Genomic DNA, 18,819 nt, shown 5'->3' with positions numbered 1-18,819 from the left:
ACCGTGGACATCCCACGAATTCTCGTGCTCAGGCGTAAGGTCATCTCATGCACGCTGTCCGTGATCATGAGCGGGCGGTGGACGCGCTGCGGCGCTCATACGCCGCGGTGCCCGCCGGAGAACCCGTACGGCTGGCCAAGCAGACCTCCAACCTCTTCCGACCCCGATCCGCGCCGCGCACCCCCGGCCTGGACGTGAGTGGGCTGACCGGGGTGCTCGCCGTCGACCCGGACGCCCGGACCGCGGACGTGCAGGGCATGTGCACGTACGAGGACCTGGTCGACGCCACCCTGCCGCACAACCTCATGCCCCTGGTCGTGCCGCAGCTGCGCACGATCACCCTGGGCGGCGCGGTGACCGGGCTGGGCATCGAGTCCACCTCGTTCCGCAACGGCCTGCCGCACGAGTCGGTGACCGAGCTGGACATCCTCACCGGGTCCGGTGACCTCCTCACCGCCCGGCCGGTGGGCGAGCACGCCGACCTCTTCCGGGCCTTCCCCAACTCGCTGGGCAGCCTCGGCTACTCGACCCGGCTGCGCATCGAGCTGCAGCCGGTCCGCCGGTACGTGGCGCTGCGCAACATCCGGTTCAGCCGGCTGGAGGAGTTGACCGACGCGATCGCCGAGGTGGTCGCCAAGGGCTCCTGGGAGGGCGAGCCGGTCGACGGGATGGACGGGGTGATGTTCAGCCCCGGCGAGGCGTACCTCGTGCTCGCCACGTTCACCGACGAGGCCGACGGCCCGCCGAGCGACTACACCGGCCAGGACATCTACTACCGCTCGCTGCGCCGGCGCACCCGGGACGTGCTCACCACGTACGACTACCTGTGGCGCTGGGACACCGACTGGTTCTGGTGCTCCGCGGCGTTCGGGGTGCAGAATCCGGTGGTCCGCCGGCTCTGGCCCCAGCGCTACCGGCGCAGCGACTTCTACCACCGGCTGGTGCGCCTGGAGCACCGGCACCAGGTGGCCGCCCGGATCGACCGCTGGCGGGGCCGGCCGGCCCGGGAGCGGGTGGTGCAGGACGTGGAGATCCCGCTCGCCGGGACCGCCGAGTTCCTGCGCTGGTTCGCCCGGACCGTGCGGATGGAGCCGGTGTGGCTCTGCCCGCTGCGGCTGCGGGAGCCGGCCGGCCCGGGATCCGCCCGGGCCTGGCCGCTGTATCCCCTCCAACCGGGCGAAACCTATGTGAACATCGGTTTCTGGGGGAGCGTGCCGATCGCCGAGGGCGCCGCCGACGGTGACGTCAACCGGGAGATCGAGCACGCGGTGTCGGAGGCGGGCGGCCACAAGTCGCTCTACTCCGACGCGTACTACGACCGGGCGGCGTTCGACCGGCTCTACGGCGGGGATACCTGGCGCGCCGTGAAGGAACGCTACGACCCGGACCACCGGCTGACCGGACTGTACGAAAAGGCGGTAGCGCGAGCATGAGTCTGACCGACCGAACACCCGGGGCGGCGAGTGCCCCGGCCGGCCCGCCGGCGGGGGGCCGGCGTGGCGGACCGACCGTGGCGGACGTGATCCGCGCGGTCACCACGGGCGACCTGCCCGTGCGCATCACCGGATACGACGGCAGCGCGGTCGGCCCGGCCGACGCCGGGATCACCCTGGCGATCCGCTCCGAACGCGGGCTGTCCTACCTGCTCACCGCCCCGGGTGACCTGGGCATGGCCCGGGCCTACGTGAGCGGCGACCTCGGTCTGGAGGGCGTCCACCCGGGCGACCCGTACGAGGCGTTGCGGGTGCTCAAGGACGAGATGCCGCTGCGGATGCCGCCGGTGGCCGAGGCGCTGGCCCTGGTCAAGGGGCTCGGCTGGGAGCGGCTGCTGCCCCCGCCGCCCCCGCCGCAGGAGGCCGCGCCGCGCTGGAAGCGGGTGGTGAACGGGCTGCGCCACTCCCGCACCCGGGACAGCAACGCGATCTCACACCACTACGACGTCTCGAACGCCTTCTACGAGAAGGTGCTCGGCCCGTCGATGACGTACACCTGCGCGGTTTTCCGCAGCCCGTCCGACACCCTGGAGGAGGCGCAGCGGGCCAAGTACGACCTGGTCGCCGGCAAGCTGGCGCTGAAGCCGGGGATGCGGCTGCTGGACGTCGGCTGCGGCTGGGGCGGCATGGTCCGCCACGCGGCCCGCGAGTACGGCGTCAAGGCGCTCGGCGTCACGCTGTCGCGGGCGCAGGCCGAGTGGGCGCAGGCCGCGATCGAGCGGGAGGGCCTGGGCGACCTGGCGGAGGTGCGCCACCTGGACTACCGGGACGCCCCGCGCGAGCAGTTCGACGCGATCTCCTCGATCGGGCTGACCGAGCACATCGGGGTGCGCAACTACCCGGCCTACTTCGGAGCGCTGCGCAGCCGGCTCAAGCCGGGCGGCCGGCTGCTCAACCACTGCATCACCCGGGCGGACAACCGGGCCCCGCACCGCTCCGGCGCGTTCATCGACCGGTACGTCTTCCCGGACGGCGAGCTGGCCGGCCCGGGCCGGTTGATCAGCGAGATCCACGACGCCGGGCTGGAGGTGCACCACGAGGAGAACCTGCGGCAGCACTACGCGCTGACCCTGGCCGGCTGGTGCCGCAACCTCGTCGAGCACTGGGACTTCTGCGTAAGCGAGGTCGGTGTGGGCACCGCCCGGGTGTGGGGGCTCTACATGGCCGGCTCCCGGATGGCCTTCGAACGCAACGGCATCCAGCTGCACCAGGTGCTCGCCACGCACAACGGTCCGCAGGGGGTGAACGGCTACCCGCTGCGTCCCGACTGGACGCCCTGACGGGTTCCGATCCCACGAAAGGCCGCGCGGTCCGCGCGGCCTTTCGTCGTGAAACCGGTCGGTCCGGCCGGTCAACCTCCGGGCGTGTCCCGTCGTCCTTGGTGACGACGAGAGGAGAGCCGGTGTGGCGGAACAGACGCTTCGACGGGCTGGAGGTCCTCGTCGCCGAGCGGGGCGGTGCCCTGCTCGCGACGGCGGTGCTGCTGACCGGTAGCCGCGTCGCCGGGGAGGACCTGGTGCAGGCGGCGCTGGAACGGCTGATGCGGAACTGGCACCGGGTGCACGGCGACCCGGAGGGCTACCTGCGCCGCACCCTGTACCACCTGGCGGTGGACCGGTGGCGGGTGCGCCGGCGCCGGCCGGAGGTGCTGGCGGAGGTGGAGCCGCCGGGCCAGCCGGACGGCACCGACGTGCTGCACCTGCGGCAGGCGCTCGTGCAGGCGCTGAACCTGCTGCCGCCCCGGCAGCGGGCCGTGCTCGTGCTCCGCTACTGGGAGCAGTTGAGCGAGGCGGAGGCCGCCGAGCTGCTCGGCTGCTCGGTCGGCACGGTCAAGTCGACCGCCTCCCGGGGGCTCACCCGGCTACGTGAACTCACCGCCGACTGGGCGCTCGAAGGCGCCGGCATGAACGGAGCACGCAGATGACCACCGACCTGGAAGACCAGCTCATCACCGGGATGCGGGACCGGGTGACCGGCCTGCCGCCCACCCGTGACGTGCTCGGCGCGGCCACCCGCCGGCACCGGCGGCGCACCGCCCTGCACCGCACCGCGTACGCCGCGGGGATGGTCGGGGTCGCCGGGGCGCTGACCGCGGCGCTGACCGTCGGCGCCGGCAACGCCGGCGGCCGTCCCGGCCCGTCCGGACCGGCCGCCGGGCGGCCGGCGCCCGCGGCGAGCCCGCAGTCGCCGCAACTGCGCCTCGCCGCGGCCGCGGCGGCCAGCGAGAACATCAGTTACCAGGTGAAGGTCACCACCACCTCGCTGGACGCGCCCCCGCCAGAGGGCGAGCTGCCGGAGCCGGTGAGCCGGCGGTGGGTCACCAAGGGCGCCTTCGATCCGGCCACGGCCACCGGCTACCTGGATTCGCCGTACACCGGGCTGCGGCCGGCCGTCGCGGCGGGCCCGGAGCACCTGCGGCTGATCGACGGTGTCCTCTACCTCGGCGGCCGGGACGGCCGGGACCCGGACAACGGGAAGATCGTGTGGAGCCGGGTCCCGGACCGGCAGGACAGCCTCGACTACGACATGGCGATGGGCGGTCGTCTCGGTGCCTCGGCGAGCCCGCAGGCACTGCTCCGAGTGCTGGACCGGGCGGGCGCCACGGTCACCGAGCAGTCGCCCGGCGTCTACCACTTCGACGTCTCGGCGCCGGATGCCTCCAACGAGATCCTCGCCGACCGTCTCGTCGGCGAGGTGACGGTCGGCGCGGACGGCCGGATCGCCAAGGTGGCCTACGAACGGACGTCCCGAATGCTCCGGAGCAAGGACTTCACCTCCCACCTCAGGGTCGTCATCGAGCTGTCCGGCTACGGCCTGCCGGTGACGGTCAAGGCCCCGGCCCACGCCCCCGTCATCGGCAAGTAGCTCGCCACGGAAGGCCGCGCGGACCGCGCGGCCTTCCCTCGAACCTATTGACAAAGAAGTTTTGTACGTACAAACTGATTTTGCCATGAGAGACGTCCTGTACCTGGAACAGCGCGAGCAGGCCGAAGCCCTGCTCAAGCCGCAACGCATCGAGGTGCTGCGGCAACTCGCCGAGCCCCGCACCTGCACCGAGATCGCCACCCGGCTGGGGCAGACGCCGCAGCGCGTCTACTACCACGTCAAGCAACTGGTCGCCGCCGGGCTGGCCGAGCAGGTCGCCGAGCGGCGGGTGCGCGGCATCAGCGAGGGCATCTACCAGGCCGTCGCCCGGTCCTACTGGCTCTCGCCCCGGCTGGTCGGCCGGATCGGTGGGGCGCGCCGGGCGCAGGACGAGCTGAGCCTGGGCTACCTGCTCGACCTCATGGAGGAGGTCCAGGCCGACATCGCCGCGCTGGACCGCACCGCACCCGAACTGCCGTCGATCGGGGTCTCCGGCGAGATCCGGGTCCCCGCCGAGCGGCGGCAGGAGTTCCTGCACGACCTGCAGTCGACACTGCAGGACCTTTTCACCCGCTACGGCGGCGCCGAGGGAGACGCCTTCAAACTCGCCGTGGCCTGCTACCCGAAGGGCGACAACCATGAGTGACCTGCTGACCGTCCGGGCCCGCCTCGCCGCACCCGTCGAGGCCGTGCGCCGCGCGCTGACCGATCCGGCCGAGCTGCGCGTCTGGCTCGCCGAGCACGCCGAGGTCGACCTGCCCCGGCGCTACGAGTTCTGGGGCCGCCACACGCCCGAGGGCGACGCGCCGCACCAGCGCCTTGTGCACGCCGACGAGCGGACACTGCGCTTCGCCTGGACGCTCGACGGGGTGGAGACCACCACCGAGTTCGAGCTGACGCCGGAGGACGGGAGCACCGTGCTGACCCTGCGGCAGAGCCACTTCAGCTTCGAGGAGGCGATGAGCGGCAGCAGCATCCGGGGCGTCCTGCAGACCTTCTGGGCGCTCGCGATCGCCAACCTCAACGCCCACCTGGAGGGGCGCCCACTGCTGCCGCGCACCGACTTCACCTCCGCCGACCTGCGCGGCGAGCTGCTAATCGACGCGCCGATGGACAAGGTGTGGACCTCGCTGACCGACTCCGAGCAGGCCAGCGCCTGGTTCGGCTTCCCCATCGGCATCGAGCCGTGGGTGGGCGGCCGCTACGCCATGGGCGGCTTCGACGCCGGCTACGCGGCCAAGGTGGTCGACCTGACCCCGGGCCGGGCGCTCTCCGTCGACTGGGGCCCGACCGGCGTCAGCACCTGGGAGCTGGCCGAGTCCGGCGGCCGGACGAAGCTGACCTTCGTGCAGTCCGGCTTCGACGAGGGCAACCCGCCGTACGCGGCCTGGACCGGCAGCGTGGCCGGGCTCGCCGAGCTGCGCCGCTTCCACGAGGTGGCCGACTGGCAGCCGATCTGGCTCGACGTGGAGATGCCGAGCAACGCGTGAGCCAGCGCCGCGCGAGGAAGGACCCCTTCTTGACGCCTCCGGTGCAGGAGGGGCCCTTCCTGACAGCTCAGGGCGACAGCTCGTCGGCCCGGCGGAGCAGTGCCCGCCGCTCCGGGTCGGAGCGGACCGCGTCGGCGGCGGCCCGGAACAGCGCGGCGGCGCGTACCGGGTCGCCGCCGCGGGCGGTCAACTCGGCCTCGGCGGCCATCGCCGGCGGGTAGCCGTCCAGCGCCCCGCCCTCCCGGGCCTCGGCGAGCAGGGCCAGCCCGGCGGCGGGGCCGTACGCGTACCCGTGCGCCACCGCCCGGTTGAGCCGCACCACCGGGGTCGGGTGCGCCAGGGCCAGCGCGTCGTAGCAGCCGGCGATGGCCGGCCAGTCGGTCTCGGCGGCGGTCGGGGCGGTGGCGTGCGCGGCGGCGATCCGGGCCTGGAGGGCGTACGGGCCGCCGCCGGCCCGGTCCAGCAGCCCGACGCCCTCGGCGATGGCGGCCCGGTCCCACCGGGTGCGATCCTGCTGGTCGAGGGTGAGCAGGTCGCCGGACGGGTCGCGGCGGGTCGCCCGGCGGGAGTGGTGCAGCAGAAACAGGGCGAGCAGCCCGGCCACCTCGGGCTGGTCCGGCAGCAGCATGTGCAGCAGCCGGGCCAGCCGGATCGCCTCGGCGGCGAACGCCGGCTCGCCGTCGGCGTCGTACCCCCGGGTGAAGAGCAGGTAGAGCACTCCCAGCACGCCCGGCAGGCGCTCGACCAGCGCGGGCCCGGTCGGCACCCGGTACGGGACGCCGGCCGCGGCGATCCGGGTCTTGGCCCGGGTGAGCCGGCGGGTCATGGTCGACTCGGTGACCAGGAAGGCGCGGGCGATGTCGGCGGTCGGCACGCCGGCCACCGTGCGCAGGGTCAACGCCACCCGGGCCTCCAGCGCCAGCGCCGGGTGGCAGCAGGTGAAGATGAGCCGGAGCCGGTCGTCCACCACGTCTCCCTCCGGTCGCGCGGGTGCGGGGTCGGTGAGCAGAGCCAGGTCGCGCAGCTTGCGGCGTTCCACAGTGGCCCGGCGCAGCACGTCCACGGCCCGGTTGCGGGCGGTGGTCATGAGCCACCCGCCCGGGTTGTCCGGCACGCCCTGGCGGGGCCAGCGCTCCAGCGCCGCCGCGAGGGCCTCCTGGGCGCAGTCCTCGGCGAGGGTCCAGTCGCCGGTGACGCGGATCAGGGCGGCCACGATCCGCGGGTACGCCTCGGCGCCCGCGTCGGCGACCGCCCCGGCCGCGTCGGTCACCCGGATCAGTTCTCGACCAGCGGGCGCAGCTCGATGCGCCCGGCGTACGCCATCGGGTGGGCGCGGGCCACCTCGACGGCCTCGTCCAGGTCGGCGCACTCCAGCAGGTCGAAGCCCACGATGACCTCCTTGGTCTCGGCGAACGGGCCGTCGCTCAGCAGCAGTTCGCCGTCGCGGACCCGGACGGTGGTGGCGGCCGACGCGGGCGCGAACCGACTGCCGGTCAGCCGCTGGCCGTTGGCGTCCCGCTCGGCCACCCACTTCTCGATGTCGGGCGCCGCGTCCGGGTTCCGGTCGGGCTGGGTGTCGGTGCAGACGAGCATCATGTACTTCATCGCTTCACTCCTGTCGGTCGTGCCTTCATCCACCCTGACGAACGCCGGGCGCGCCTCCGGACAGCGGCGGCAGAAATTTCTGGTGGTGATTTTCGGGGCCCGGCGGGGTAATGCCGGGCGATGTTCTTCATCTTCGGTCTCCGGACCAAGGTCGACCGGTCCGGCGTGGTCACCCAGGTCTGTCGCAACTGCGGCAACCGGGCCGCCCAGGTCATCACCCGGCGGGCCACGAAGTTCACCCTCTTCTTCATCCCGTTGATCCCGGTGCGCACCCGCTACGCGCAGCAGTGCACGTTCTGCGGCGCGCAGTACGACGTCTCCCGGGCCGAGGCCGAGCGCCTCCCGGTCGGCTGACCGTGGCGCGCTTCCTCTGCTGGCTGATCGGCCGCCAGCCGGTCACCCCGCCGGCCGCGCCGGTGCACACCGTCTCCCGGCCGCCCTGCACGCCGGGTCGCCGGCACCGCCGCCGCACCCGGCCCACGGCCGGCGCCCAGTCACCCCGCTTCCCCTGGAACCGCTCCGCCGGCCGCTGACCCCGCTCCGGCCCGACGGTCAGAAGGAAACCCCTCTCCACCGCCGGCGTCAACAGGTGACCCTTGCTTCCACCGCTAGGGTGGGCTGTCGTGACGGACACCGCGCAGCGCCTGGCCGAGATCCGGGGCGGCGTGCCGCCCCGGCGGCACAACGCCCGCACCATCGCCGCGCTGACCGGCAACCCCGGCTGCACCCGCCGCGCCGTGCTGGACGGCGCCGGCGTCGACAAGCCGAAGCTGGCCGAGCGGATCGGCTTCCCGGCCCGGTTCGGCCAATCCCGCTTCGCCATCACCCGGGGCAACGCGTTCGAGGCCCAGGTGAAGGCCGACGGCGGCGCGGAGCTGCTGCGCCTGGTCGCGGAGCGCCTGGGCGTGCCGGTGCCGGACGGCGCCACCTGGACCGACCTGGGCGGCGACGAGGACCGGCCGGAGCGCTCCCGCGCCGCGCTCACCGCGGGCGGGGACGGGCCGGCGCTCTTCGACCATCCGCTGCTCGGCCTGGACGTCGCCGGCCGCCGGGTGAACCTGGAGCCGGACCTGGTGGCCGCCCGGCTCGCCGGCCGCTTCCACGTCGTGGAGATCAAGTCGTTCCCGATCATCGACGGCCAGGCCGACCCCGCCAAGGTCGCGGCCGCCGCCATCCAGTCCGCCGTCTACGTGCTGGCGCTGCGTGAACTGCTCGCCGCCGAGGGCCGGGACCCGCACCTCGTCTCGCACGAGGTGGTTCTGGTCTGCCCGCGTGACTTCGCGAACCGGCCGGTGGCCAGCCTGCTCGACGTGCGCAAGCAGTTGCTGGTGCTGCGCCGCCAGCTCGACCGGATGGCGCGGCTCGACGACCTGCTCGCCGCCGTGCCGGCCGGGTTCACCGCCGACCTGAGCGCCGACCCGGCCGCGCTGGCCGGCGCGCTCACCGGCGTACCGGCCAACTACGCGCCCGACTGCCTGGCCGCCTGCGAGCTGGCCTACTTCTGCCGGCACGAGGCGCGCGGCCACACCGGCGCCCTGGGCCGGCCGGTCCGGGAGGCGCTGGGCGGCGTCGCCGAGGTGGCCGACGTGCTGGCGCTCGCCGAAGGCGTCCGCGCCCCCGAACCGGAGCAGGCGGAGGCCGCGGCCCTGCTGCGCGCCGCCGCCCGCCTGCGCGCCGACGCCCTGGCCGGGCACCCCGCATGAGGACGCCCCGACGCCCCGACCGGAGCACCCGGTGAGCACCCTGCGCGCGCTGGCCCAGGCGCAGGCGGTCGCCGCCGGGGTGGCCCAGCCGGTGGCCACCGTCCGGCACCTGCACCTGTCCGACCGCCCGCTCGTGCTGGTGCCGCTCGCGCTGGCCGGTGAGGCGAACGCCCCGCTCGCGGCCCTGGTCGGCGCCGCACCCGACGAGGCCCGGCTGCTGGTCGTGCCGCAGCCCCGCAACCGGGATCAGCGCTTCGCGTTCGCGGCCGACCTGGCCGGGATCGTGCTGCCCTACCTCGACGAGTTCCGCGACCGCACCGAGGCGGTGCCGGTCGACCGGGGCCGGGACGTCCGGCACCGCTACGTCGACGCCCCGCAGCTGCTGGTGCCGAACCCGGCCGGGATCACCTTCCTGCGGCTGTTCGGCCGCTCCACCCGGTTCCGCCGGCCCGACGGCGAACACCCGGTGCACCCGTCGGTGCCCATGCTCGGCCGGTGGCTGACCTTCTTCGCCGAGCGCGCCGAGCATCCCGGGTCGGCGGCGCTGGTGGCGCTGACCGACGCGCTGACCCTGCACTGGGCGACGGGCCAGAGCGCAGTGGAGGACCTGCACCTGCCGGCGCTGCTGGGCTGGCTCGACCCGCCGCCGGGGCGGACCGGCGCCGAGGCGGCCGCCCGTGCCGAGGACCCGGCCCGCTGCCCGCCGGCCGGACCGGCCACCGACCCCGACTTCGACAACCACCGGCTCGCGCCGGCCATCGAGGCGTACACCCGGGCCGGGGACGACCCGGTCGCCCGCGCGACCGCGTACGCGGAGCTGGAACGGCTGCTGCGCGACCAGCTGGCGCCCACCTGGGAGCTGATGTGGCGCGGCGTCGGGCTGCTCCGCGCGCTGCCGGCCGGTGCGCGGGTGTCCGCCCGCTGGGACGGCGACAAGGACGCCTTCACGGCGCACGCCGAGCACGTCGACGCCGGTGGCGGCCCGCAGCCGCGCCGGGACGGCGCGGTGGCCGCGGCGCTGCGCCTGCACCGCCTGGAGCGGGCGCTCGCCTCCTACGCCGTCCAGCGCGCCTACGACGACCCGCTGGTCATGGCCGAGCACCGGCTGGTCGGGGAGGCGTTCGTCGGTGACGTGACGCTGGCCGACCCGAAGCGGGTCGACGACACCGGCAGGCGGCCCGTGCTGCGCCCGCGGATCCAGGTGGTCACCACCGAGCCGGTGCTCGTGCCGGTCGGCGCGACGCTGTACTCGCCGGCCCGGCCGGGCCAGAGGGCCAAGGTGGTCTTCGTGACCCCGGCCGCCGACGGCAAGACCGAGGTGGTGCTGGAGCTCTCCGGCGGGATGGGCCGGGGGCTGACCGCCCTGCCGGGCAGCGTGCCGGAGGTGGGGGAGCGGCTCTGCCTCACCACCCTGTCGGACGGCTTCCTGCCGGCCGGCGCCTTCCCGGCCCCGGAGGAGACGCCGTGGACCCACGGCGGCCCTCCCACCACGGCACCCGCCCCCGACGCCCCGGCCGAGGACTGGTCCTGACGCCGGCGCCGTGTCAGCCGAGCGCGGCCAGGGTCTCGCGCGCCTCAGCCGCCGTCGGCCGCCGCGGGTCCGTCGCCAGCAGGCTCTCCAGGGCCTTCCGGTACGCGACGTCGCGCGCCGCTTCGGCCGGCGTCTCGACGTCGGGGGCGACCCCGCAGCCCTCCCAGTTGGTGCCGCTCGCCGCGTTGACCGGCCGGGCCACCGGGACGGTCAGCTCCAGGTGCGGATGCAGGCGGTGCCCGACCCGCGGGTGCGCCCCGCCCCGGGTCCGCTCGCCGACCACGGTGGCCCGGCCGAACTGCTGGAGGTCGTACGCCAGCTCCTCGCCGCCGGAGAACGTCTCCGGGCCGGTCAGCACGAGCACCGGCTTGTCGGGCGCGTAGCGGGGCACGGGCAGCCAGGCGGCGCTCCAGTACTGGTGGGTGGTCCCGGCCCGCTCGTGCATGGTGTGCAAGTGGGTCGGCTCGGCGAAGAACCAGCCGCAGACCAGGGCCACCATGTCGGGGCTGCCGCCCCGGTTGCCGCGCAGGTCGAGCAGGAGCGCGTCGGTGCCGGCCAGCAGCCGCAGCGCGGCGATCACGTGGTCGCCGGCCAGGTGCGGCGGGAACAGGTACGGCGCGATCTCCAGCAGCCCCACGTTGCCGGGCAGCCGTTGCACCCGGGCCACGCCACCCATGGTGAGCGCGGCGAGCTGGACGAACTGCACCTCGGCCGGGTCGTCGGCGACGTCGGCCAGCGGCGTCTCGTGGTGCTTGAGCCGCAGGTGCAGGTCGCCGTTGGCGGCCTGGAGGTCGCTGGTGACCAGCGCGCCGAGGGCCGCCGGGTCGGCCGCTTCCGCGTACGCCCCCGCCCGGAGCCGGTCGCCGAGGTGGGCGGCGATCCGGCCGGCCACCTCCGGGAAGACGTACTGCTCGGCGACCAGCTTCGTGGCCCGCTCGACGATGTCGGTGATCTCATCCTGACGCATGTCCCGAGTAGAGCAGGCCGGTTGACAAAGCGTCAAGAGAATTAGACGCTTTAACAGTGAACGACAAGACCGACCTGGAGGTCCGCACCCCGGCCCACTTCAAGGCGCTGGCCCACCCGTTCCGGCACCGGCTGCTCTTCGCACTCGGGTCCGGGCCGGCCACCATCAGCCAGCTCGCCGCCGGGCTCGGCGCGGCCAAGGGCACCGTCGCCCACCACCTCAAGGTGCTCACCGAGGCCGGCCTGGTCCGGGTCGCGCACACCCGCCAGGTCCGCGGCGGCACCGAGCAGTACCACGAGCGGGCGTTCCGCCGCCTGTCCGGCGAGACCGTCGACGCCGGCGCCACCGGCGCGATGCTGGGCGCGGTCGCCGAGGAACTGGCCGGCGACCCCGACCCGCTCGTGCACCTGCGCCACCTGCGGCTCACTCCGGCCCAGGCCGAGCGGCTCCGGTCCACCCTGGACACGCTCGTCGGCGAGGCCGAGGAGGCCGGACCGGACCAGCCCCGGTACGGCGTCCTGGTCTCCCTCTACCGCCGCGGCGGCCCGGAACACGTCGGCCCACCCGGGCGGTGACGGCCGCCGATCGGCTCTGGCGGCGGCACCGGGCGCTGACTAGGCTTGCTGCCGTTCGCCGTCCGCAACCGGTCGTCATCGACGAGGGTGCACGTCCGAGAGAGAGCCGGAGCGAATCGTTGTCCCCCAGCAGCACGTGAGCCTCGCCGCCGTGGCGCCGGCCCGTCGCCCGCTCGCCGGCCGTGTCGGGTTCGCCGCGGCCGCCCTCGTCGTACTCGGGGAAGCGGTGTGGCTGCTCGCCGGCCTGCCGGGCGGCGCCCTGGTCAGCGACATCGGCGCGGTGGCGGTGGCCGGCTGGGCGGCGGTGGCCTGCGCGGGCGTGGCCCGGCGGCACCCGACCCCGCTGCGCCGGTTCTGGGCGCTGCTCGCGGCCACCATGACCCTCGCGGCGCTCGGCCGGACGGTCTGGACGGTCGAGCGGCTCGGCGGGCACGACCTGCCGCACACCCCGCTGGTCGGCGCGCTGTTCACCGCCGGCATCGTCACCGGCACCGCCGCGCTGCTCTGCTCCGTGGCCGCCCCCCGCAGCCTGGTCGGGCAGGCCCGCACCCTGCTCGACGGGGTGATCGTCGGGCTGGCCCTCATCCCCATCGGCTGGGTGCTGGTGTTCCGCGACCTCGCCACCGCCGAGCTGACCGATCCGCTGCGCACCTTCGGGCTGCTCTACCCGATGCTCGACCTGGTGCAGCTCACCATCCTGGTGGCGATCGCCGGGCCGCCCCGTCCGGTGTGGCGGGCCCTCACCGCGATCGGGGTCGGCCTGGCCGTCCGGGCCGCCGCCGACGCTGTCTACGTCTCTCTCGTCGCGCACGGCAGCTACGCCCCCGGCCACCCGATCGACGTGTGCTGGCCACTGAGCTACCTGCTCATGGGCCTCGCCACCCGGTACCCGCCGCCGCCCTCCTGTGCCGAGGAGGAGGAGACCGGCGAGTCGCCGCTGCCGCCGTGGTGGCGGGTGGCCCTGCCCTACCTGCCGGTGGGCGGCGCGATCGTCGCCGTGGTGCTCGCCCGCCGGCCCACCGGGCAGACCCCGCACCTGATCTTCCTGGGCATGATGACGCTGCTCGGGGTGCTCGCCCTGCGTCAGGGGCTGGCCGCCAACGAGAACCTGCGGCTGGTCGCCCGGCTGCGCCGGCTCGCGTACTCCGACCAGCTCACCGGCCTGCCCAACCGGCTCACCTTCACGCGGCGGCTGCGCCGCGCCCTGCGCGACGGCGGTCCGGTGGCCGTCCTGCTCCTCGACCTGGACGGCTTCAAGCAGGTCAACGACCGCTTCGGGCACGCCGCCGGTGACCGGCTGCTGCGCACCATCGCCGAGCGGATGGCGGACGCCACCGGCCCCGACGGGATGATCGCGCGGCTCGGCGGCGACGAGTTCGCCGTGCTGGTCGCCGGTGACCGGCCGGTGCCGCCGGAGCGGCTCGCCCTCCGGCTGCTCGCCGCCCTCGAACCGCTGCCCGGCGAGGAGGACCTGGGCGTGCACCCCTCGGCCAGCATCGGCATCGCCGAGTACGGCCCGCAGCACACCTCCCACACCGACCTGCTCCGCGACGCCGACATCGCCATGTACGCGGCGAAGGCGGCCGGCAAGTCCGCGTACCGGACGTGCACGCCGCAGCTGCGGGAGTCGGCGGTGACCCGGGCCGAGCTGATCGCCGACCTGCGCCGCGCGGTCGACGAGGGCCAGCTGCTCATGGAGTTCCAGCCCATCGTCGACCTGTCCACCGGCGCGGTACGCAGCGTCGAGGCGCTGGTGCGCTGGCGGCACCCCCGGCTCGGCGTGCTCACCCCGGCGCGGTTCCTGCCGCTGGCCGAGGAGACCGGGCTGATCCTCGCGATCGACAGGTGGGTCATCCACGAGGCGTGCCGGGCGGCGGGCACCTGGCGCGAGCAGTCCCCCGAGGTCACCGTTGCGGTCAACATCGCCGCTGCCCACCTGCGCCGGCCCGACCTGATCGCCACGGTCACCGGGGCGGTCGGGGCGGCCGGCCTGCCGCTCCGCGCGCTCACCCTCGAACTCACCGAGTCGGCGCTCATCGAGGGGAGCGAGGCAGTGCTCGACCGGCTGACGCAGCTCCGCGACCTCGGGGTCGGCATCGCCATCGACGACTTCGGCACCGGCTACTCCTCGCTGAGCTACCTGCACCGGATCCCGGCCACCGAGCTGAAGATCGACAGGTCCTTCGTGGCCCGCCTCGACGCCGACGACGCGCGGGCGTACGCCACGGTGGAGATGGTCAACCGGCTGGCCGGCGCGTTCGACCTGGCCGTGGTGGCCGAGGGCGTGGAGACCGGCGGCCAGCACGCCGCGGTGACCGCGATCGGCTGCCTGCACGGCCAGGGCTGGCGCTATGGCCGCCCGGCCGCCCTGTCCGAGCTGCTCGACACGCTCACTCCGGTCGACGCGGCCCGCTGACTGACCTGTTACCCCACCGCGTTCCGCGGGTGACCCGTACCCGGGACCGTGGTGACATGGCTCGCCCGCCGCGTTCCACCGCCCTCGTCCTGGTGGCCGCCCTGATTCTCGCCGGGTTGACCGCCTGCACGCCCGCGACCGAGGGGATCACCGGGATCACCGTGGACGCCGACGGCCAGCCGGTCGCCGTCCTCGCCTGGTGCGCGTCCCGCCCGCCCGGCGGTATCGCGATCGACGACGGCCGCTCGGACCGGCCGTCCGCCGGGCCGAGCTGGCCCGGTCAGGACTTCCCGGTGCCGCCGCGGGCGGTGTCCCCGGAGACAGTGCCGCTCATCGGTTTCCCCCCGCCGGAGCCGCCGCCCGGGGTGACCTCCTTCGTCCTGTTCGCCGCCGCCGACGACAACTCCTTCAACACCCGGCCGGTGCGCTTCCAGCCGTCCGAGCTGGCCGCCCTACGCCCGGAGCAGGTCCTGATCACCGAGATCCTCGAGGGCGGAATGGAGCGGAACGCCGTCGTCACCCGCGAGGAACTGGCCCGCCGGGCCGCCGACGAGTGCTGAACCGGGGAAGGGGGGTCGAAGGTCCCGGGCGGGACGGGGGATTCGGCCCTGCTGCCGGTGCCCCGTCCACCGCCACGATGGTGTCGACAAACAACGCGGACACCATCCATACAGGAGCCAGAGATGAAGCGACGGACACTCGACCTGTTGTTCAGCATCGGTGGGCTGGGCCTCGCGGTCCTGCTGCTCGTCGTCGGCGTCGTCCTGACGACGAACGCCAACTTCGCCAACCGCTACGTGCACGACCAGCTCGCCGCCCAGCACATCAGCTTCACCCCGGCCGACAAGCTCAGCGACGAGGAGAAGAAGGCGGACTGCCTGCGCTCGTACGCCGGCAAGCCGCTCACCACCGGCAAGCAGGCCGAGTGCTACGCAAATGAGTACATCGGCCTGCACCTGAAGTCCATCGGCGGCGGCAAGACCTACGCCGACCTGGGCGCCCCGCAGACCGCGCTGCGTGAGCAGGTGGCCCAGGCCGAGCAGGCCAAGGCCGCCAACCTGGCGGACCTGCAGAAGCAGCTCGCCGACGTGAGCGCCCAGCGGGAGACCGTGTTCAAGGGCGAGACGCTGCGCGGCCTGCTGCTCACCTCGTACGGGTTCAGCGAGTTCGGTCGCAAGGCCGAGCAGGGCGCCCTGGCCATGTACCTCGGCGCGGCGCTGCTCCTGCTGCTCTCGGTCGCCGGCCTGGTGCACGCCTTCCGCACCCCGGCCAGCGCGACGTTCGCCGCCCCGGAGCGGGAGCGGGTCACCACCTGACCCGGCCCTCCGATCGCCCCTGGCCTCCCGTCCCCCCTCCGGGGAGGCCGGGGGCGATCGCCGTTTCCCGCCGGCCGGACCGCGCGGGCCGCAGAATCGGGCTTGACCCTCACGCAACGGGAGGCGGGAGCCTTGGTCGCGGAAGGGAGGGAACCCATGGCATACACGGTGGGTCAGGTGGCGCGGGCGGCCCGGGTGACGGTCCGGACGCTGCACCACTACGACGAGATCGGGCTGCTCTCGCCGCGCGGCCGCACGGCGGCGGGCTACCGCCGCTACGACGACGCGGACCTGGAGCGGTTGCAGCTGATCCGGGCCTACCGGGAGCTGGGGTTCCCGTTGGAGGAGATCGCCGAGATCCTCAACGACCCGGGCGGCGACCCGTTGCCGCACCTGCGCCGGCAGCACGAGCTGCTGACCGGGCGGATCGGGAAGCTGCGGGACATGGTCACGGCGATCGAACTCGCGATGGAGGCGAGAAAATTGGACATCCAGCTCACCCCGGAGGAGCGCTTCGAGGTGTTCGGGGACTTCGACCCGGACGAGCACGCCGAGGAGGCCGAGCGGCGCTGGGGCGGCACCGACGCGTACCGGCAGTCGGCCGAGCGGACGGCCCGCTACTCGAAGGAGGACTGGCTGCGTAACAAGACCGAGAACGAGGAGTGGGGGCGGCGGATCACCGAGCTGATGGCGTCGGGCGCACCGGCCGACTCGGCGGAGGCCATGGCGCTGGCCGAGGAGCACCGGCAGCTGATCAGCCGGTGGTTCTACGACTGCTCGTACGAGATCCACACCGGCCTGGCCGACATGTACGTGGCCGACCCGCGGTTCACCGCGTACTTCGAGAAGATCCGGCCGGGGCTGGCCGCGTACCTGAACGAGGCGATCCACGCCAACGCGATCAGCCGGGCCTGATCCGCCCCGGGTGCCAGGATGGGCCGAACGGCTCAGCCCTGGAGGTCACGTGTTCATCGTCGCCGGCACCCTCTACGTCGACCCGGCCCAGCGGGACGCCTACCTGGCCTCCTGCACGGAGGTCGTCCGGGCGGCCCGCTCGGCGCCGGGTTGCGTCGACTTCGCGGTCAGCGCGGACCTGGTCGAGCCGGGCCGGATCAACGTGTACGAGCGGTGGGAGTCCGACGAGCAACTGGTCGACTTCCGCGGCGCCGGCCCGGACGGGGAGCAGGCGGCGATGATCCTCGGCGCGGAGGTGCACAAGTTCCGCATCTCCGGCGTCGAGGCGCCCTGACCCGCCCCGCCCGGACGGACCGGCGCCCGGCCGACCCGGTCGGGCTCCCGCGCGCTGGCACGGCGCCCGCTACAGCACCAGGTCGAGCAGGAGGACACCGGCGAAGCCGACCACCGAGATGATCGTCTCCATCACCGACCAGGTCTTGATGGTCTGCCCGACGGTCAGCCCGAAGTACTCCTTCACCAGCCAGAAGCCGGCGTCGTTGACGTGCGAGAAGAACAGCGACCCGCAGCCGATGGCCAGCGCGAGCAGGGCCACCTCGGGGCCCTGGAGGGTGGCCGCGAGCGGCGCGACGATGCCAGCCGCGGTAATGGTGGCGACGGTGGCCGAGCCGGTCGCCACCCGGATGCCGACCGCGACCAGCCAGCCCAGCAGCAGCGGCGACAGGTTCGCGCCCTCGGCGGCGTTCGCGACCAGGTTGCCGACGCCCGCGTCGACCAGCACCTGCTTGAACCCGCCGCCGGCGGCGACGATCAGCAGGATGCCGGCGATCGCCGGCAGCGAGCCGCCGAGGAATCCGGAGACCTGGCCGCGGCTGAACCCGGTCCGGTAGCCCAGGAAGATCATCGCGAAGATGACGCCGGCCAGCAGCGCGACGATCGGGGTACCGATGATGTCCAGCGCCTTCCGGCCGCCGGTGTCCTCATCGAGGGTCAGCTCGCCGATCGCCCGCAGCAGCATCAGCACCACGGGCAGCAGCACGGTGACCACGGCGGCCCAGAGCGCCGGCTCCCGGCGGGAGCGCCGGCCCACCGGCTCGTCGATCGGCGCGCCGGGGCGGCCGGTGCCCGGGTTCACCAGGTCGTCCTCGGTGACCAGGTCGCCGTCGGCGTCGAGCCGGCCCTCGCCGGGGCGGGTCGGCCGCCGGTCCCCGCCGGCGGCGAGCGGCTGCCGGGTGGGCAGCAGCGCCTCCGGGGCGGTGGCCGGCACGTAGCGGGCGATGAAGTTGCCGAAGACCGGCCCGGCGATGATCACGGTGGGGATCGCCACCAGCAGGCCCAGGGCCAGGGTCTGGCCGAGGTTGGCGCCGAGCGCGTCGATCGCGACCAGCGGGCCCGGGTGCGGCGGCACGAGGCCGTGCAGCACCGACAGGCCGGCCAGCGCCGGGATGCCGATCTTGATCAGCGGCACGTCGACCCGGCGGGAGACCAGCAGCACGATCGGCACCAGCAGCACCACGCCGACCTCGAAGAAGAGCGGGAGACCGATGAGCGCGGCCACCCCGGCCATGGCCCACGGCAGCGCGCCGCCGGAGACGCGGCCGACCACCCGTTCGACGATGCTGTCCGCGCCGCCGGACTCGGCGAGCAGGCCACCGATCATCGCGCCGAGCGCGATCAGCAGGCCGACGCCGCCGACCGTGGAGCCCACCCCGCCGCTGAACGAGGTGACGATCTTGTCGGCGCTGACCCCGGCGACCACGCCGAGCACGGCCGCGCCGAGGATCAGCGCCAGGAACGGGTGCACCTTGCCCCAGGCGATGAGCACCACCACCGCGGCGATGCCGAGCAGTGCGGCGATGACGAGCTGGGTGTCACCGGCGTTCGTGAGGGGTTGCGCCGGTGCGGCGAGCAGTGTGACCACGGCAATCACGACCTTCGGTAGT

At 74.2% G+C, this 18,819-nt stretch carries 20 protein-coding genes; 16 read left to right on the top strand and 4 right to left on the bottom strand.

Annotation, left to right across the window (positions count from 1 at the left end; translation table 11 throughout):
• Positions 1-47 precede the first annotated feature (47 nt).
• The 6 genes from NFX44_RS02060 (at position 48) to NFX44_RS02035 (ending at position 5,848) form a co-directional block, all read left to right on the top strand.
• A complete protein-coding gene (locus tag NFX44_RS02060; RefSeq protein ID WP_262281744.1) occupies positions 48-1,433 on the top strand; it encodes an FAD-binding oxidoreductase in 1,386 nt (461 codons plus the stop codon).
• Complete coding sequence (locus NFX44_RS02055) at positions 1,430-2,773, top strand: class I SAM-dependent methyltransferase (protein WP_262281743.1); 1,344 nt, start codon at positions 1,430-1,432, stop codon at positions 2,771-2,773. Before NFX44_RS02060 ends, NFX44_RS02055 begins: the two co-directional genes overlap by 4 nt.
• Positions 2,774-2,895: 122 nt before the next feature.
• Positions 2,896-3,417 carry a SigE family RNA polymerase sigma factor gene (locus NFX44_RS02050; protein ID WP_262281742.1) on the top strand — a complete coding sequence of 174 codons (522 nt, stop codon included), beginning with the start codon at positions 2,896-2,898 and terminating at the stop codon, positions 3,415-3,417.
• Positions 3,414-4,358 carry a hypothetical protein gene (locus tag NFX44_RS02045; RefSeq protein ID WP_262281741.1) on the top strand — a complete coding sequence of 315 codons (945 nt, stop codon included), beginning with the start codon at positions 3,414-3,416 and terminating at the stop codon, positions 4,356-4,358. The genes NFX44_RS02050 and NFX44_RS02045 overlap by 4 nt, the downstream gene beginning before the upstream one ends.
• 85 nt (positions 4,359-4,443) lie before the next feature.
• Positions 4,444-5,004 carry a helix-turn-helix domain-containing protein gene (locus NFX44_RS02040; RefSeq protein WP_262281740.1) on the top strand — a complete coding sequence of 187 codons (561 nt, stop codon included), beginning with the start codon at positions 4,444-4,446 and terminating at the stop codon, positions 5,002-5,004.
• Positions 4,997-5,848: an SRPBCC family protein gene (locus tag NFX44_RS02035; protein WP_262281739.1), complete on the top strand. Its 852-nt coding sequence runs from the start codon at positions 4,997-4,999 to the stop codon at positions 5,846-5,848. Before NFX44_RS02040 ends, NFX44_RS02035 begins: the two co-directional genes overlap by 8 nt.
• Before the next feature lie 67 nt (positions 5,849-5,915).
• Here the strand turns inward: NFX44_RS02035 and NFX44_RS02030 are convergent, their stop codons facing one another.
• Together NFX44_RS02030 and NFX44_RS02025 are read right to left on the bottom strand one after the other, a co-directional pair.
• Positions 5,916-7,127: an RNA polymerase sigma factor gene (locus NFX44_RS02030; RefSeq protein WP_262281990.1), complete on the bottom strand. Its 1,212-nt coding sequence runs from the start codon at positions 7,125-7,127 to the stop codon at positions 5,916-5,918.
• A complete protein-coding gene (locus tag NFX44_RS02025; RefSeq protein ID WP_262281989.1) occupies positions 7,124-7,444 on the bottom strand; it encodes a YciI family protein in 321 nt (106 codons plus the stop codon). Before NFX44_RS02025 ends, NFX44_RS02030 begins: the two co-directional genes overlap by 4 nt.
• A 129-nt stretch (positions 7,445-7,573) precedes the next feature.
• On the opposite strand from NFX44_RS02025, the gene NFX44_RS02020 reads away from it, so the two are divergent.
• From NFX44_RS02020 to NFX44_RS02005, 4 genes are all read left to right on the top strand, one after another.
• Entirely contained in the window at positions 7,574-7,807 is a 234-nt protein-coding gene (locus NFX44_RS02020; protein ID WP_262281738.1) for a zinc ribbon domain-containing protein, read from the top strand.
• A gap of 2 nt (positions 7,808-7,809) precedes the next feature.
• Positions 7,810-7,986, top strand: a complete 177-nt coding sequence (locus NFX44_RS02015; protein ID WP_262281737.1) for a hypothetical protein — start codon at positions 7,810-7,812, stop codon at positions 7,984-7,986.
• 90 nt (positions 7,987-8,076) lie between these two features.
• Positions 8,077-9,156, top strand: a complete 1,080-nt coding sequence (locus tag NFX44_RS02010) for a hypothetical protein (protein WP_262281736.1) — start codon at positions 8,077-8,079, stop codon at positions 9,154-9,156.
• A gap of 31 nt (positions 9,157-9,187) precedes the next feature.
• On the top strand, positions 9,188-10,687 hold the full coding sequence (locus NFX44_RS02005) for a hypothetical protein (protein ID WP_262281735.1): 1,500 nt from the start codon (positions 9,188-9,190) through the stop codon (positions 10,685-10,687).
• 13 nt (positions 10,688-10,700) lie between these two features.
• On the opposite strand, the gene NFX44_RS02000 is transcribed toward NFX44_RS02005, so the two are convergent.
• Entirely contained in the window at positions 10,701-11,654 is a 954-nt protein-coding gene (locus NFX44_RS02000; RefSeq protein ID WP_262281734.1) for a S41 family peptidase, read from the bottom strand.
• A 56-nt stretch (positions 11,655-11,710) separates the two neighbouring features.
• Between NFX44_RS02000 and NFX44_RS01995 the strand changes: the two genes are divergently transcribed.
• The 6 genes from NFX44_RS01995 to NFX44_RS01970 all read left to right on the top strand — a co-directional run bounded on the left by NFX44_RS01995 (position 11,711) and on the right by NFX44_RS01970 (position 17,210).
• A complete protein-coding gene (locus NFX44_RS01995; RefSeq protein WP_262281733.1) occupies positions 11,711-12,229 on the top strand; it encodes a helix-turn-helix domain-containing protein in 519 nt (172 codons plus the stop codon).
• 151 nt (positions 12,230-12,380) lie between these two features.
• Positions 12,381-14,645, top strand: a complete 2,265-nt coding sequence (locus tag NFX44_RS01990; RefSeq protein ID WP_262281732.1) for a bifunctional diguanylate cyclase/phosphodiesterase — start codon at positions 12,381-12,383, stop codon at positions 14,643-14,645.
• A gap of 56 nt (positions 14,646-14,701) precedes the next feature.
• Positions 14,702-15,205: a hypothetical protein gene (locus NFX44_RS01985; RefSeq protein ID WP_262281731.1), complete on the top strand. Its 504-nt coding sequence runs from the start codon at positions 14,702-14,704 to the stop codon at positions 15,203-15,205.
• A 123-nt stretch (positions 15,206-15,328) separates the two neighbouring features.
• Positions 15,329-15,961: a hypothetical protein gene (locus NFX44_RS01980; protein ID WP_262281730.1), complete on the top strand. Its 633-nt coding sequence runs from the start codon at positions 15,329-15,331 to the stop codon at positions 15,959-15,961.
• Between the two features lie 156 nt (positions 15,962-16,117).
• A complete protein-coding gene (locus tag NFX44_RS01975) occupies positions 16,118-16,876 on the top strand; it encodes a MerR family transcriptional regulator (RefSeq protein WP_262281729.1) in 759 nt (252 codons plus the stop codon).
• A gap of 49 nt (positions 16,877-16,925) precedes the next feature.
• Complete coding sequence (locus tag NFX44_RS01970; protein ID WP_262281728.1) at positions 16,926-17,210, top strand: putative quinol monooxygenase; 285 nt, start codon at positions 16,926-16,928, stop codon at positions 17,208-17,210.
• A 69-nt stretch (positions 17,211-17,279) separates the two neighbouring features.
• Here NFX44_RS01970 and NFX44_RS01965 read toward each other — a convergent pair whose 3' ends face one another.
• Complete coding sequence (locus NFX44_RS01965; RefSeq protein ID WP_262281727.1) at positions 17,280-18,797, bottom strand: GntP family permease; 1,518 nt, start codon at positions 18,795-18,797, stop codon at positions 17,280-17,282.
• Between the last annotated feature and the right edge of the window lie 22 nt (positions 18,798-18,819).

This window comes from Micromonospora sp. MA102 (assembly GCF_025460765.1).
In the GTDB taxonomy this organism is placed as follows: Bacteria; Actinomycetota; Actinomycetes; order Mycobacteriales; family Micromonosporaceae; genus Micromonospora; species Micromonospora halotolerans.
The sequence above is the reverse complement of the archived record's forward strand: the minus strand, read 5'-3'. Positions and strand labels throughout refer to the sequence as shown.

What these genes read in the sequence shown, in the direction of transcription:
- NFX44_RS02060 (WP_262281744.1), top strand. Translation starts at nt 48, where the DNA reads ATGCACGCTGTCCGTGATCATGAGCGGGCGGTGGACGCGCTGCGGCGC.
- NFX44_RS02055 (WP_262281743.1), top strand. Translation starts at nt 1,430, where the DNA reads ATGAGTCTGACCGACCGAACACCCGGGGCGGCGAGTGCCCCGGCCGGC.
- NFX44_RS02045 (WP_262281741.1), top strand. Translation starts at nt 3,414, where the DNA reads ATGACCACCGACCTGGAAGACCAGCTCATCACCGGGATGCGGGACCGG.
- NFX44_RS02040 (WP_262281740.1), top strand. Translation starts at nt 4,444, where the DNA reads ATGAGAGACGTCCTGTACCTGGAACAGCGCGAGCAGGCCGAAGCCCTG.
- NFX44_RS02035 (WP_262281739.1), top strand. Translation starts at nt 4,997, where the DNA reads ATGAGTGACCTGCTGACCGTCCGGGCCCGCCTCGCCGCACCCGTCGAG.
- NFX44_RS02025 (WP_262281989.1), bottom strand. Translation starts at nt 7,444, where the DNA reads ATGATGCTCGTCTGCACCGACACCCAGCCCGACCGGAACCCGGACGCG.
- NFX44_RS02020 (WP_262281738.1), top strand. Translation starts at nt 7,574, where the DNA reads ATGTTCTTCATCTTCGGTCTCCGGACCAAGGTCGACCGGTCCGGCGTG.
- NFX44_RS02000 (WP_262281734.1), bottom strand. Translation starts at nt 11,654, where the DNA reads ATGCGTCAGGATGAGATCACCGACATCGTCGAGCGGGCCACGAAGCTG.
- NFX44_RS01985 (WP_262281731.1), top strand. Translation starts at nt 14,702, where the DNA reads ATGGCTCGCCCGCCGCGTTCCACCGCCCTCGTCCTGGTGGCCGCCCTG.
- NFX44_RS01980 (WP_262281730.1), top strand. Translation starts at nt 15,329, where the DNA reads ATGAAGCGACGGACACTCGACCTGTTGTTCAGCATCGGTGGGCTGGGC.
- NFX44_RS01975 (WP_262281729.1), top strand. Translation starts at nt 16,118, where the DNA reads ATGGCATACACGGTGGGTCAGGTGGCGCGGGCGGCCCGGGTGACGGTC.